The organism is Stenotrophomonas sp. SMYL8 (assembly GCF_036320065.1).
Taxonomy (GTDB): domain Bacteria; phylum Pseudomonadota; class Gammaproteobacteria; order Xanthomonadales; family Xanthomonadaceae; genus Stenotrophomonas; species Stenotrophomonas maltophilia_A.
This window is the reverse complement of sequence record NZ_JAWIRR010000053.1, coordinates 1-14138: the sequence shown is the minus strand read 5'-3', so window position 1 is coordinate 14138 and position 14138 is coordinate 1. Positions and strand designations below refer to the sequence as shown.

Sequence of the window (14138 nt, the reverse complement as noted above, 5' to 3'; positions counted from 1 at the left end):
CTGGCCAGAAAGCTGGCCAGGATCGCCTGGGGTGTCTTCAAAAGCGGCCGGGACTTCGATCCGGCCATGCTGAAGGTGGGTCAAGCCTGCTTCCAGCAGGCTTGACCACGAACATAGGATCTCGACTGCTTTTCTTACCGAAGCCGAGCATGGCTCGGCTCTACAGAAAGCCAAGGCAGCCGAGCATGGCTCGGCTCTACATGGTCATGTGCAACGGCCTTACGCGTCGCGGTTGCCGCGACGCATCACGCGCTGCTTCTCGATCGCCCAGTCGCGGTCCTTGGCGGCATCGCGCTTGTCGTGGGTCTGCTTGCCCTTGGCCAGCGCGACTTCGAGCTTGATCTTGTTCTTGCTCCAGTACATCGCGGTGGGCACGATCGTGTAGCCATCGCGCTCGACCTTGCCGACCAGCTTGTCGATCTCGCTCCGGTGCAGCAGCAGCTTGCGATCGCGCCGGTCGTTGGCCACGACATGGGTCGAGGCCTGGATCAACGGAGTGATCTGCGCGCCGATCAGGAAGATCTCACCATCCTTCACGTAGGCGTAGGCGTCGACAATGTTGCCGCGGCCAGCACGGATCGATTTCACCTCCCAGCCCTGCAGGGCCAGGCCGGCTTCGAAGCGGTCTTCGATGTGGTACTCGTGGCGGGCACGCTTGTTCAACGCGATGGTTTTGTTGGCCGTCGCGCTCTTTGCTTTATCCTTGCCGCTGTTCTTGCTCATTTCCGTATTGTCTCCGATTCGGGCCCGCCCGGTCGATTGCCGAAACGTCCTGTATTCATGCCTACTATCCGCCGCAGCGCCCTGGTCGAACATTCGGCCGCGCGCATGTTCGACCTGGTCAATGATGTCCAGGCCTATCCGCGCCGTTTCCGCTGGTGTTCGGCTGCCCAGATCCTGGAGCAGGGCGAGGACCGGCTGGTAGCGCGCCTGGACCTGGGCCTGGGCTCGTTCAGCACCTGGTTCCAGACTGAAAACACCCTGCAGCGCCCGCACAGCATCGATATGCAGCTGCGCGATGGCCCGTTCAAGCAGCTGCACGGCCGCTGGGAGTTCCATGCGCTGGCCGAAGATGCCTGCAAGGTCACCCTGACCCTGGACTTCGAGCCCAGTTCGCGCCTGCTCGGTCCGGCGCTGGCATTGGGCTTCCAGAGCCTGGCCGACCGCATGGTCAACGACTTCATCCGCGTTGCCGACGAGGCCTGAGCGATGATCGAGGTCGAGGTGGTGCTGGCCTGGCCGCAGCGGGTGCTTTCGCGCCGGTTGCAGCTGGACGAGGGCGCGACCGTGGCCGAGGCCATTGCCGCTGCTGCGCTGGAAGGCAGTGCCGACTGCCCGGCGGCGGCCGTGCATGGGCTGCTGGCGCGCCCGCAGCAGGTGCTGCTGGATGGCGACCGCATCGAGCTGCTACGCCCGTTGCAGGCCGACCCCAAGGATAACCGCCGGCGTCGCGCGCTCGGCGGTTGATTCCTGTCGCCCGTCCGCGAGGACGGGCAGGGGGCGTCAGCGACCCTTCTTCTTCTTGTCCTTCGGCAGATTGCGGCCGAACTGGCGCACGGTCTGCTGGGCCAGGGCCTTGTCGTTACCCGGGAAGTAATCGCCTTCCCAGCGGGTCACGTTGTCATTGTCGAAGAACACGGTGAAGTTCTTCACCTCGGTACGGCCCAGGCGGTTCACGCGCTGGCTGGAGGTGTAGTCCCAGCGCTGGGCGTGGAACGGGTCCGGAATGGACGGGGTGCCCAGCAGCGCAGTGACCTGCTGCTTGCTCTGCCCGACCTGCAGCTTGGCCACGGCATCTTCCCGGATCAGGTTGCCCTGATAGATGGGTTGCTTGTAGATGATGCCGCACCCGGTGGTGGACAGGGCGACGGCGGCGACCAACAGGAGATTGCGCATCGGGACTGGCGGTTGGGGAAATCAAACCGATGATACACTCCCGGCGTGCCACCGCGACCCAATCCGAGGCAGCTGGCGCTAAATCGCCAATGAACGGAGACCTATGGAAACCCACGACCTGCGAAAAGTCGGCCTGAAGGTGACCCATCCACGGATGCGGATCCTGGCGCTGCTTGAACAGCGCAATGCCCAGCACCACATGACCGCCGAAGACATCTACCGCCAGCTGCTCGAGCATGGCGACGAGATCGGCCTGGCGACGGTCTACCGGGTGCTGACCCAGTTCGAGGCCGCCGGCCTCGTGCTCAAGCACAATTTCGAAGGCGGCCAGGCCGTCTACGAGCTGGACCGTGGCGGCCACCACGACCACATGGTCGACGTGGACAGCGGCAAGATCATCGAGTTCGAAAGCCACGAGATCGAGGAGCTGCAGCGCAAGATCGCGGCCGACCACGGCTACGAGCTGGAAGAGCATTCGCTGGTGCTGTACGTGCGCAAGAAGCGCAAGTAAGCCGTTCCAGCCAGCTGGATGCGACGAAACCCCGGGCCTGCCCGGGGTTTTTCGTTGCTTACGGCAGATCCGCGCCATGTGTGAGGGGCCCCATCAACACCTCCAGATCCACCGCCTCGGCCATGGCCCGGTTACCCGCATCGCCCGGATGCAGGTGGTCGCCGGAGTCGTAGGCGGCGGCCATCCGTGACGGATCGGCCGGGTCGCGCAGCGCCGCATCCAGGTCGATCACTGAATCGAACGGGCTGTCGCTGCGCAGCCAGGCATTGAGCTGTTGGCGCAGGGCCTCCTTGTCCGGCTGGTAGTAGTCGTCCAGCGGCGTGCCGGGCAGGGCGCCGGCGAACGGTGTCAGGTTGGCGCCGAGGATGCGTAGACCCCGCCGATGGGCCTGCTCGGCCAGGGTGCGATACCCCGCCTGCAGTTCGGCCAGCGTGGGCCGGGCCTGGTTCCGGGCGAAGGCGGTGCCGGGCCAGCTGATGTCATTGATGCCGATCAGCACGACTACGCTGACCACGCCTGGTTGATCCAGCACGTCACGCCGGAAGCGGGCCAAGGCGGATTCGCCCATGCCATCGCGCAGCAGCCGCCCCCCGGAAATACCGGCGTTGACCACGGCAACGCCCCGCGGTGCCAGACGCGCCGCCAGATGGTCGGTCCAGCGCTGGTCCTGATCGAGGCTGGCGGTGGCGCCATCGGTAATCGAGTCGCCGATCACCACCACGCTGCGTGCGCTGGCAGCGGCCTCGACCTCGATGCCGGCCAGGAACAGGCGGGCAGTGGTGCTGCTGGCCCCGCTCAGAGCCTGGGCCAGGCTCTGGTCGCCGGGCGCAATCCAACTGGTCTGCCGACCCTCCCAGTGGAACGTCTGGACTGGAGTAGGTCCCGGCACAAAGACACTGATCTGCAACGCCTGGTGGTCATCCGTGGCCAGTGGCAGCGGATCGCTCAGCCGTTCCTGACCTGGGCCGATCAGCACCCCGCGCTGGCCGTCGAAGCTGAGCGGCTGCGGGGCGGCACCCGCGTGTGCGGCCACGCTGGCCGCTCCGATCCGCAGCGGCTGGGTGCCGTAGGCATTGCTCAGCCGCACCCGCAGCCGGGGCCCGCCCAGGCTGATGCGCGCGGTCTGGCGGAAGGTCTGGTCCTGCAGCGTGGCCGGGACCAGGGTCGGGAACAGGACATCGGCGCCCCAGACCGGTTGCGGACTAGCCTGCCAGCTGGCGACCCAGTGCGGGGCCGGGGCGGCACTGGCTGCGCTGGAGAGGGCGATCAAGGCGGTCGCGGTGAGCTGGCTGAGGCGGTTCATCGGGCAATCCCGGGAGGAGGGAGGGCCATGGTGATTCTCCGTCGATCTGTGAACTAGACTGCGCATGGATAATCATCTGTGAACTGGATTCATCGCCATGGCGCGACCCGACATCAACCGATCCGGCGAACTGGAAGTGTTCGTGCGGGTGATCGAGACCGGTGGCTTCTCTGCCGCCGCTCGCACCCTGGACATGACGCCGTCGGCAGTCAGCAAGCTGGTGGCCCGGCTGGAGCAACGGCTGGGTACGCGCCTGCTGCAGCGCTCCACCCGCCAGCTGCAGCTGACCCCGGAAGGCTGCGCGTTCTACGAGCGCGGCCTGCGCGTGCTGGCCGACCTGGAGGAGGCCGAGCGCTGCGCCAGCGCCCATGCCGAGCCGCGCGGACGCCTGCGGGTCAATTCCAACGTGCCGTTCGGCCAGCATTTCCTGTTGCCGCTGCTGCCGGCATTCCTGGAGCGCAATCCGCAGGTGGGGGTGGATCTGACCTTGAACGACGAGGTGATCGACCTGCTTGAGCAGCGCACCGACGTGGCGGTGCGGGCCGGTCCGCTGAAGAGTTCCAGTCTGGTGGCGCGACGGCTGGGCGCGACGCGGATGATGATCGTGGCCGCGCCGGCCTATGCGCAGCGGCACGGCTTGCCGCGCAACGCCGAGGAGCTGCAGTCGCACAACCGGCTGGATATCGGCCATGCACGGGCGATGCAGGGCTGGCCGCTGTTGCAGGACGGTCGCGAGCGCATGCTGCTGCCCAGTGGCAATGCCCGCGCCAGCAACGGCAACGCGCTGCGGCAGCTGGTGCTGGGCGGGTTGGGCATGGCGCGGCTGGCGACCTACCAGGTGCAGGAGGACATCGCCGCCGGACGCCTGCTGCCGGTGCTGGAGGAGGCCAACCCCGGTGACCTGGAAGAGGTGCACGCGGTGTTCCTGGGGCAGGGCGGCTACCTGCCGCTGAGGGTGCGTGCGTTCCTCGATTTCCTGGTGGAAACGGTGGATCTGGCGCGGCCACGAGGGTAGTGCCGGCCGCTGGCCGGCAATCTCATGATCTTCGTTCACCTGTGTTGGGGTGGCGGGCCCCGGCCGGGGGCGGCCCTCCCCTCGTCGGGCGGGCCCGTGGGGGGGGGGGCCGCCCCGCGGCCGGCACTACCGCGCGGAAGCCGGGCCCATGTTCGGCTCGGGCGGCGTCAGACCTGCAGCAGCTTGCGGGCGGCGGCGCGCGCTTCCTTGCTCACTTCCACGCCGCCGAGCATGCGCGCCAGCTCTTCCTCGCGCGCCTTGCTGTCCAGCTTTTCCACCGCGCTCTGGGTCATGCCTTCCACCGGCGCCTTGCTGACCCGGTAATGCGCGTGGCCCTTGGAGGCGACCTGCGGCAGGTGGGTCACGCACAGCACCTGGCGCTTCTCGCCAAGGGCGCGCAGCTTCTGGCCGACGATATCCGCCACCGCGCCGCCGATGCCGGAGTCGACTTCGTCGAACACCATGGTCGGTACTGCATCCAGGTCCAGCGCGGCCACTTCGATGGCCAGCGAAATGCGCGACAGTTCACCGCCCGAGGCCACCTTACGCAGGGCGCGCGGCGGTTGGCCGGCGTTGGCGGCGACCAGGAATTCCACGCGTTCGGCACCCTGCGGATCGGGCTTGCCGGCGTCCTGTGGCTCCAGCTCGATCAGGAACTGGCCACCGCCCATGCCCAGCTCGGCGATGATGCCGGTGGTGGTGGCCGACAGCTCGGCAGCGGCGCTGCGGCGGCTGGCGGTCAGCACTTCGGCCTGTACGCGCCAGGCGGCGGCGGCCTTGTCGATCTCGCCGGCCAGGCGCTGCAGGCGTTCGTCGGCGCCGCGCAGCTGTTCCACTTCGGCATGCATGCGCTCGCGCTGCGCGCCCAGCTCGTCCATCGGCACGCGGTGCTTGCGGGCCAGGTCGTGCAGGCGGCCGAGGCGACGCTCGTTCTCCTCGAACTGCTCCGGGTCGGCGTCGAGGTCGTCATGCACCCGGTCCAGCAGCGACAGGGCTTCGTGCAGCTGGATCGAGGCGTTCTCGATCAGGCCGTCCACCTCGCCCAGGCGCGGGTCGTGTTCGATCAGGCGCGACAGCTCGTGGCGCACCTGCTGCAGCAGGTCCAGCGCGGAACTGCCGTCGTCGCCATTGAGCTGGTTGCTGGCCGCCTGGCAGGCGCTCAGCAGGGCGCTGGCGTGGGCCTGGCGGCGGTGGCTGGCACCGAGTGCGACGATCGACTCCGGTTCCAGATCTTCGCGGTCCAGTTCGCGCAGCTGGTGCTCCAGGAAGCCGATCCGGTCACTGACGTCGCCCTGTTGCGACAGCGCCAGCGATTCATCGACCAGCGCCTGCCAGGCCGCAGCGGCGCGGCGCACCTGGCGGCGCTCGTTCTCGTTGCCGGCATAAGCGTCCAGCAGGGCCAGCTGCGACGGGCGCGTCAGCAGGGCCTGCTGTTCGTGCTGGCCGTGGATCTCCACCAGCAACGAGGCCAGGTCGCCCAGCTGGGCCAGGGTCACCGGGCGGCCATTGATCCACGCCCGCGAACCGCCATCGGCGCGGATCACGCGGCGCAGCTGGCACTGTTCCTCGTCGTCCAGCTCGTTGTCGGCCAGCCACTGGCGCGCGGCCTGCAGCTGGTCCAGCGCGAATTCGGCGGAAAGCTCGGCGCGGGCGGCGCCATGGCGGACCACGCCACTGTCGGCACGCAGGCCGGACAGGAAGCCCAGCGCGTCGACCATCAGCGACTTGCCGGCGCCGGTCTCGCCTGAAACCACGGTCATGCCTGGCCCGAACTCCAGTTCGGTGGCGCGGACGACGGCAAAATCCTTGATCGAAAGATGTCTGAGCATGGGTAAGGGGGTATCAGCAGCCGCGCAACGCTAGCACGCGGGCGAGGGAGGTCCAATGACTTGCCAAGGTGATGCGCCGCCATTATCTAGTGTCCGTGTCTCACAGGTTGATTCCATGCACGGTTCTCCCGACCAGCTTGCCCCGCGTGCGCGCCATCTGCTGCGCACGCTGATCGCGCGTTACATCCAGGACGGCGAGCCGGTCGGCTCGCAGACGCTGGCGCGTGTGGCTGGCCTGGAGGTCAGCCCGGCCACCATCCGCAACATCCTCGGCGACCTGGAAGACCTGGGGCTGCTGGCCTCGCCGCACACCTCGGCCGGGCGCATCCCGACCGCGCATGGTTACCGGGTGTTCGTCGACAGCCTGTTGCAGATGCAGCCGCCGGGCGAGGGCGAGCTGGCCCGGTTGCGCCAGGAGCTGGCCAGCGGCGGCAGCACCCAGGCCCTGCTCGGCAGCGCCTCGGAGCTGCTGTCGGCGATGAGTCACTTCGTCGGCGTGGTCAGCGCGCCACGGCGCGAGCAGTTCGCCTTCCGCCAGATCGATTTCGTGGCGCTGGACGGGCGCCGGGTGCTGGCGATCCTGGTGTTTGCCGACAACGAGGTGCAGAACCGCGTCATCGAGACCCGGCAGGAGTTCGCGCCGGGTCAGCTGGAGCAGGTGGCCAACTACCTCAATGCGCATTTCGCCGGCCTGCCGATGGCCGAGATCCGCACCCGCCTGCTGCTGGAGCTGCGCGATGCCCGTTCCGAGCTGGAGCAGCTGCTGGCGCACAGCATCGAACTGGCCGAGCAGGCCCTGCAGCCGGCCGCCGACGACATGCTGGTGGCCGGCCAGACCCGCCTGATGGGGGTGCAGGACCTGTCCGACCTGGAGCGCCTGCGCGAACTGTTCGAGCTGTTCTCCAGCAAGCGCGAGATCCTGCAGCTGCTGGAGCGGACCATCCAGGCCCCGGGCGTGCGCATCTTCATCGGCGAAGAGACCGGGATGATGCCGCTGCAGGGGGTCTCGCTGGTCACCGCCCCGTACACCGCCAATGGCCAGGTACTGGGCGTGCTGGGCGTGATCGGCCCCAAGCGGATGGCCTACGACCGCATGATTCCGCTGGTCCAGGCCACTGCCGATGTGCTCGGCGCGGCCTTTTCACCGGCCGGGCGCACTCCCGGAACATCCGACGCTTGAAACGCAGCATCCCGCCCACACTAGGGTGGGTGGAGGCGGAGATTGACCGCCAGGGACCCAGACATGAACCACGAACATCCAGATATCGAATCCCAGCAGACTGCCGCCGATGCGGCCGCCGCCGCCGGCGTCAACGACGAAGTGGAGCGCCTGCGCGCCGAAGTCGAGCAGATCAAGGCCGATGCGCTGCGTGAGCGCGCCGACCTGGAGAACCAGCGCAAGCGCGTTGCCCGTGACATTGAGCAGGCCCGCAAGTTCGCCAACGAGAAGCTGCTTGGCGAGCTGCTGCCGGTATTCGACAGCCTGGATGCCGGCCTGAAGGCCGCCGGCGACGACCCGCATCCGTTGCGCGAAGGCCTGGAGCTGACCTACAAGCAGCTGCTGAAGGTCGCTGCCGACAACGGCCTGGTCCTGCTGGACCCGATCGGCCAGCCGTTCAACCCGGAACACCACCAGGCGATCAGCCAGGTGCCGACCCCGGGCGCCGCCCCGGGCAGCGTGGTGACCGTGTTCCAGAAGGGCTACCTGCTCAACGAGCGCCTGCTGCGGCCGGCGCTGGTGGTGGTGGCCGCCGATTGATCGGCCGGGCCGGGCCATGCCCGGTCCCGGTCGTGCCAGGCCATGCCTGGCAAGGTTTTCCAGGCGCTGAACACAGCGTTCGGGAGATGGCTTGAATGTTCCACGAGCCTCCCCCACATCGTATTCATCCACCGGCCGAGCGGCCGGACTGACCCCAACAAGCATCCTCAGGAGTCTCCCCCATGGGCAAGATCATTGGTATCGACCTCGGCACCACCAACTCGTGCGTGGCGATCATGGACGGCGGCAAGGCCCGCGTCATTGAGAATTCGGAAGGCGATCGCACCACCCCGTCGATCGTCGCCTACACCAAGGACGGCGAAGTCCTGGTCGGCGCCTCGGCCAAGCGCCAGGCCGTGACCAACCCGAAGAACACCTTCTACGCGGTGAAGCGCCTGATCGGCCGCAAGTTCACCGACGCCGAAGTGCAGAAGGACATCGCCCACGTCCCCTACGGCATCCTGGCCCATGACAATGGCGACGCCTGGGTGTCGACCAGCGACGGCAAGAAGATGGCCCCGCAGGAAATCTCGGCCAAGGTGCTGGAAAAGATGAAGAAGACCGCCGAGGACTTCCTCGGTGAGAAGGTCACCGAAGCGGTCATCACCGTGCCGGCCTACTTCAACGACAGCCAGCGCCAGGCGACCAAGGACGCCGGCCGCATTGCGGGCCTGGACGTCAAGCGCATCATCAACGAGCCGACTGCGGCTGCGCTGGCCTATGGCCTGGACAAGGGTGACAACAAGGATCGCAAGATCGTGGTGTACGACCTGGGCGGCGGCACCTTCGACGTCTCGGTGATCGAGATCGCCAACGTCGACGGCGAGAAGCAGTTCGAAGTGCTGGCCACCAACGGCGACACCTTCCTGGGCGGCGAAGACTTCGACAACCGCGTCATCGAGTACCTGGTTGAAGAGTTCAACAAGGACCAGGGCATCGACCTGCGCAAGGATCCGCTGGCCCTGCAGCGCCTGAAGGACGCCGCCGAGCGCGCCAAGATCGAGCTGTCCAGCGCCCAGCAGACCGAAGTGAACCTGCCGTACGTCACCGCTGACGCCTCGGGTCCGAAGCACCTGAACATCAAGCTGACCCGCGCCAAGCTGGAAGCGCTGGTGGAAGACCTGATCAAGAAGTCGATCGAGCCGTGCCGCGTTGCCCTGAACGATGCCGGCCTGCGTTCGAGCGACATCAGCGAAGTGATCCTGGTCGGTGGCCAGACCCGCATGCCGAAGGTGCAGCAGGCGGTGACCGAGTTCTTCGGCAAGGAACCGCGCAAGGACGTCAACCCGGACGAAGCCGTGGCACTGGGTGCTGCGATCCAGGGCGGCGTGCTGGGCGGCGACGTCAAGGACGTGCTGCTGCTGGACGTGACCCCGCTGTCGCTGGGCATCGAAACCATGGGCGGCGTGTTCACCAAGATCATCGAGAAGAACACCACCATCCCGACCAAGGCTTCGCAGGTGTTCTCCACCGCCGAGGACAACCAGTCGGCCGTGACCGTGCACGTGCTGCAGGGTGAGCGCGAACAGGCCCGCTTCAACAAGTCGCTGGCCAAGTTCGACCTGTCCGGCATCGAGCCGGCCCCGCGCGGCCTGCCGCAGGTGGAAGTGTCCTTCGACATTGACGCCAACGGCATCCTGCACGTGTCGGCCAAGGACAAGAAGACCAACAAGGAACAGAAGGTCGAGATCAAGGCCGGTTCGGGCCTGTCCGAGGAGGAGATCGCACGCATGGTCGCCGACGCGGAAGCCAACCGCGAAGAAGACAAGAAGTTCCAGGAGCTTGTGCAGGCCCGCAACCAGGCCGACGCCCTGATCCATGGCACCCGCAGCGCCATCACCGAGCACGGCAGCAAGGTGGGCGGCGATGTCATCGGCAAGGTCGAGGCGGCGCTGGCCGACCTGGAAACCGCGATGAAGGGTGACGACAAGGCACAGATCGAAGCCAAGTCGAAGGCACTGGAAGAAGCCGGCCAGTCGCTGTTCGCCGCCGCTTCAGCCGACCAGGGCGGTGCCGCCCCGGGTGCCGACGCTGGCAATGCGGGCAAGCCGCAGGATGACGTGGTGGACGCCGAGTTCACCGAAGTCAAGGACGACAAGAAGTCCTGATCCGGACCGACACGGGACGCTGGCCATCAGCGTCCCGTTGTCGCATCAGGGTCCTGACCGCCCACCGGCGTGTCGGGGCGCCCGACGCAAGAGCGGACCTGGTTCCGCTCTTCCGCTTTGACGAATCCCGACTTTCCGGAACCCGATTCACGATATGAGCAAGCGCGATTACTACGAAGTGCTGGGCGTTGCCCGCACCGCCACCGACGAAGAGCTGAAAAAGGCCTACCGTCGCTGCGCGATGAAGTTCCACCCGGACCGCAACCCGGGTGATGCGGCGGCCGAAGCCTCCTTCAAGGAGTGCAAGGAAGCCTACGAGGTGCTGTCCGACGGCAACAAGCGCCGCATGTACGACAGCCATGGCCACGCCGCGTTCGAGCACGGCATGGGCGGTGGCGGTCCGGGCGGCCCGGACATGAACGATATCTTCGGCGATATCTTCGGCAACATTTTTGGCGGTGGCGGCGGTGGTCCGCGCCAGGCCCGTCGCGGCGCCGACATCGGCTACGTGATGGAACTGGACCTGGAAGAGGCCGTGCGCGGCGTCGAGCGCCGCATCGAGATCCCGACACTGGCCGAGTGCGGCGACTGCGATGGCAGTGGCTCCGAAGACGGCAAGGTCGAGACCTGCAATGTGTGTCATGGCCGTGGCCAGGTGCGCATCCAACGCGGCATCTTCGCCATGCAGCAGGCCTGCCACAACTGCGGCGGCCGCGGCCAGATCATTGCCAAGCCCTGCAAGACCTGCCACGGCAATGGCCGTGTCGAGGAAGACAAGGTGCTGTCGGTGAAGGTGCCGGCGGGCGTCGATACCGGCGACCGCATCCGCCTGCAGGGCGAGGGCGAGGCCGGCCCGGCCGGTACGCCGCCGGGTGATCTGTACGTGGAAGTGCGCGTGCGCGAGCATGCCATCTTCCAGCGCGATGGCGATGATCTGCACTGCGAAGTGCCGATCCGCATCTCGCAGGCGGCGCTGGGCGACACCGTGCGCGTGGCCACCCTGGGCGGCGAAGCGGAGATCCGTATCCCGGCCGAGACCCAGACCGGCAAGCTGTTCCGCCTGCGTGGCAAGGGCGTGCGTTCGGTGCGCAGCCGCAGCGAAGGCGACCTGTACTGCCGTGTGGTGGTGGAGACCCCGGTCAACCTCACCAACGAACAGCGCAAGCTGCTGGAGCAGTTCGAAGCCACCTTCGTCGGTGAGGAAGCGCGCAAGCATTCGCCGAAGTCGGCCACCTTCATGGATGGCGTGAAGGGTTTCTGGGACCGGATGACGTCCTGATCCATCGACGCGTGTGTTGAACGACAGCGCCGGGCAATGCCCGGCGTTTTCGTTTGTGGTGCCGCACTGCCGCCGCCGGGCATGGCCCGGCGCTACCGGAAAAACGCCGCCGGCGTCTGCCCGAGCTGGCGCTTGAACATGCTGGTGAATGCACTCGGGCTGTCGTAGCCCATCGCCAGCGCGACATCGATGACCTTGTCGCCGACCGCCAGTCGCTCCAGGGCGGCCAACAGCCGCGCCTGCTGCCGCCACTGCCCGAAGGTCATGCCCAGTTCACTGGCGAAATGACGCTGGATGGTTTTCACGTCCACCTGCAGCGCCTGCGCCCAGTCCTGCAGGGTGGCGTCGTCGCCGGGATGTTTCTGGATGTGCTGGCAGATCCGCTGCAGGCGCGGGTCGGAGGGCGAGGGCAGGTGCAGCGGCAGCACGTCCATGCGGTGCAGCTCGTCCAGCAGCAGGCGCACCACGCGGCCGTCGCGGCTGTCATCCACATGCGCGGTCTCGATCAGGCTGGCGGCGAGCAGCAGCTCGCGCAGCAGCGGCGCTACCTGTACCGCGAACGCCTCGTCCGGCAGCTGCGGCGCGAAGTCCGGTTCCACATACAGGCTGCGCATGTGTACTTCGGCGATGCAGTCCACCGCATGGGCCATGCCGGCCGGCACCCAGATCGCGCGGGTCGAGGGCACCACCCAGCGGCCGCCGTCCGCACGCACCACCATCAGTCCGGACATGGCGAACACCAGCTGGTGACGGCGATGCCGGTGGGGCGCGATGTGGGTGCCGGGTTTGTAGTGGCGGGCGCGGCAGGTCACCGGGCGGTGTACCGGAACCTCGTTCCACGGTGCAGTCTCGCGGACCGGGCAGGGAGTGTCCTTTTTGCGATATGCCATGACCCGAACGCGGCAGAAGGGAGGGGGAGGCCACCGTAGCATGCGTGGCTCGCCCCCAACCTGACTGTGTCCATGTCGACCCTGGCTTCTCCCGCAACGACCTCACGCCCGGTGGCCCCCGGCGTGCTGGCCGCCATCTCCACCTCGCATGTCGTCAACGACATGATGCAGTCGCTGATCCTGGCCATCTATCCGGTGATCAAGGGCGGCTTCAATCTCAGCTTCACCCAGATCGGCCTGATCACCCTGACCTACCAGCTTACCGCCTCGATCTTCCAGCCCTTGATCGGCATGGCCACCGACCGTCGCCCAGCCCCGTACTCGCTGCCGATCGGCATGGCCTCGACCCTGTGCGGCATGTTGCTGCTCGGCTTCGCACCGAACTACGCGGTGGTGCTGATGGCGGCGGCGATGGTCGGTATTGGCTCGGCCATCTTCCATCCGGAAGCCTCGCGCATCGCGCGACTGGCCTCGGGCGGCCGTCACGGCTTCGCGCAGTCGGTGTTCCAGGTGGGTGGCAATTTCGGAACAGCGCTGGGCCCGTTGATCGCTGCCGCAGTGATCGTGCCGTATGGCCAGCACGCCGCATCGTGGTTTGCCGGCGCCGCTCTGATCGGCATCGCTCTGCTGACCTATGTCGGCCGCTGGTACGCGTTGCATCTGGGCACGCCACGACCGGTCAGCACGGCTGCGATGGCGCCGCGGCATCCGCCGCGCACCGTGGCCAAGGTACTGGCGATCCTGCTGGTGCTGATCTTCAGCAAGTACTTCTACATGGCCAGCATCGGCAGCTACTTCACCTTCTACCTGATCCACCACTTCGGCATTCCGGTGGCGCAGGCCCAGCTGCATCTGTTCGCGTTCCTGGTGGCGTCCGCCGCCGGCGGCTTCCTTGGTGGCCCGCTGGGTGACCGCATCGGCCGCAAGCCGATCATCTGGACCTCGATCCTGGGCGTGGCCCCGTTCGCGCTGATGCTGCCGCATGCTGATCTGCTGTGGACGACCGTGCTGGCGGTGCTGATCGGCTTCGTGCTGTCGTCGGCGTTCTCGGCGATCGTGGTGTACGCGCAGGAGATGATGCCGCACCGCATCGGCATGGTGTCCGGCCTGTTCTTTGGTTTCGCCTTCGGCATGGGCGGACTGGGTGCTGCCGTGCTCGGCCTGCTGGCGGACAAGACCAGCATTGAATACGTCTACCAGTTGACCGCGTTCCTGCCGCTGCTGGGCGTCGTGGCGGCGTGGCTGCCACCGTCGCGGCCTGCTGCTCACTGAGGGGTTTGGGTTTGCAGGGCTTGCAGCCCTGCACCTGCAGAGGCAACGGCAACAGCCGAAGCGCGATCTCCACGGATTGGCGGGGGGGGGGGGGGGGGGGGGGGGGGGGGGGGGGCGGCGGGGGGGGGGGGGGGGGCGGGGGGGCGCCCCCCTCACCCCGCGGGTGCCGCCGCGCCGGCCCACCCCGGCGCCCCCCCCCCCCCCCCCCCCCCCCCACCCCGCCTTCGACAGTTTTCCGCGATCTGTCGGAACGGCTTACTGCTCTGGTAGGTGTCG

At 67.3% G+C, this 14138-nt stretch carries 14 protein-coding genes; 9 read left to right on the top strand and 5 right to left on the bottom strand.

Annotated elements, in window-relative coordinates:
* Positions 1 to 219 precede the first annotated feature (219 nt).
* Positions 220 to 723: an SsrA-binding protein SmpB gene (gene smpB, locus V3B25_RS22185; RefSeq protein WP_010484447.1), complete on the bottom strand. Its 504-nt coding sequence runs from the start codon at positions 721 to 723 to the stop codon at positions 220 to 222.
* A 57-nt stretch (positions 724 to 780) separates the two neighbouring features.
* On the opposite strand from smpB, the gene V3B25_RS22180 reads away from it, so the two are divergent.
* Together V3B25_RS22180 and V3B25_RS22175 are read left to right on the top strand one after the other, a co-directional pair.
* The gene (locus tag V3B25_RS22180; protein ID WP_010484449.1) at positions 781 to 1206 is read left to right on the top strand and encodes a type II toxin-antitoxin system RatA family toxin; all 426 of its coding nucleotides are present in this window, start codon (positions 781 to 783) and stop codon (positions 1204 to 1206) included.
* A 3-nt stretch (positions 1207 to 1209) separates the two neighbouring features.
* A complete protein-coding gene (locus tag V3B25_RS22175; RefSeq protein ID WP_032128285.1) occupies positions 1210 to 1467 on the top strand; it encodes an RnfH family protein in 258 nt (85 codons plus the stop codon).
* Between the two features lie 36 nt (positions 1468 to 1503).
* On the opposite strand, the gene bamE is transcribed toward V3B25_RS22175, so the two are convergent.
* Positions 1504 to 1896: an outer membrane protein assembly factor BamE gene (gene bamE, locus V3B25_RS22170; protein ID WP_010484453.1), complete on the bottom strand. Its 393-nt coding sequence runs from the start codon at positions 1894 to 1896 to the stop codon at positions 1504 to 1506.
* A gap of 103 nt (positions 1897 to 1999) precedes the next feature.
* On the opposite strand from bamE, the gene fur reads away from it, so the two are divergent.
* Positions 2000 to 2407, top strand: coding sequence for a ferric iron uptake transcriptional regulator (fur, locus tag V3B25_RS22165; RefSeq protein WP_005409235.1), 408 nt, complete (start codon positions 2000 to 2002; stop codon positions 2405 to 2407).
* Between the two features lie 58 nt (positions 2408 to 2465).
* Here the strand turns inward: fur and V3B25_RS22160 are convergent, their stop codons facing one another.
* The gene (locus V3B25_RS22160; protein ID WP_329811554.1) at positions 2466 to 3710 is read right to left on the bottom strand and encodes an SGNH/GDSL hydrolase family protein; all 1245 of its coding nucleotides are present in this window, start codon (positions 3708 to 3710) and stop codon (positions 2466 to 2468) included.
* A gap of 97 nt (positions 3711 to 3807) precedes the next feature.
* On the opposite strand from V3B25_RS22160, the gene V3B25_RS22155 reads away from it, so the two are divergent.
* Complete coding sequence (locus V3B25_RS22155; protein ID WP_164162778.1) at positions 3808 to 4725, top strand: LysR family transcriptional regulator; 918 nt, start codon at positions 3808 to 3810, stop codon at positions 4723 to 4725.
* A 167-nt stretch (positions 4726 to 4892) separates the two neighbouring features.
* On the opposite strand, the gene recN is transcribed toward V3B25_RS22155, so the two are convergent.
* The gene (recN, locus tag V3B25_RS22150) at positions 4893 to 6554 is read right to left on the bottom strand and encodes a DNA repair protein RecN (protein WP_032128288.1); all 1662 of its coding nucleotides are present in this window, start codon (positions 6552 to 6554) and stop codon (positions 4893 to 4895) included.
* A gap of 115 nt (positions 6555 to 6669) precedes the next feature.
* On the opposite strand from recN, the gene hrcA reads away from it, so the two are divergent.
* From hrcA to dnaJ, 4 genes are all read left to right on the top strand, one after another.
* Positions 6670 to 7734, top strand: a complete 1065-nt coding sequence (gene hrcA / locus V3B25_RS22145) for a heat-inducible transcriptional repressor HrcA (protein ID WP_107432375.1) — start codon at positions 6670 to 6672, stop codon at positions 7732 to 7734.
* Positions 7735 to 7797: 63 nt separating this feature from the next.
* Positions 7798 to 8313: a nucleotide exchange factor GrpE gene (grpE, locus tag V3B25_RS22140; protein ID WP_032128290.1), complete on the top strand. Its 516-nt coding sequence runs from the start codon at positions 7798 to 7800 to the stop codon at positions 8311 to 8313.
* Between the two features lie 182 nt (positions 8314 to 8495).
* Positions 8496 to 10421: a molecular chaperone DnaK gene (dnaK, locus tag V3B25_RS22135; RefSeq protein WP_032128291.1), complete on the top strand. Its 1926-nt coding sequence runs from the start codon at positions 8496 to 8498 to the stop codon at positions 10419 to 10421.
* A 154-nt stretch (positions 10422 to 10575) separates the two neighbouring features.
* A complete protein-coding gene (dnaJ, locus tag V3B25_RS22130; protein ID WP_049470284.1) occupies positions 10576 to 11700 on the top strand; it encodes a molecular chaperone DnaJ in 1125 nt (374 codons plus the stop codon).
* 92 nt (positions 11701 to 11792) lie between these two features.
* Here the strand turns inward: dnaJ and V3B25_RS22125 are convergent, their stop codons facing one another.
* On the bottom strand, positions 11793 to 12590 hold the full coding sequence (locus tag V3B25_RS22125) for a helix-turn-helix transcriptional regulator (RefSeq protein ID WP_049463047.1): 798 nt from the start codon (positions 12588 to 12590) through the stop codon (positions 11793 to 11795).
* 72 nt (positions 12591 to 12662) lie between these two features.
* Between V3B25_RS22125 and V3B25_RS22120 the strand changes: the two genes are divergently transcribed.
* Positions 12663 to 13862: an MFS transporter gene (locus tag V3B25_RS22120; protein ID WP_107432372.1), complete on the top strand. Its 1200-nt coding sequence runs from the start codon at positions 12663 to 12665 to the stop codon at positions 13860 to 13862.
* Positions 13863 to 14138 lie beyond the last annotated feature (276 nt).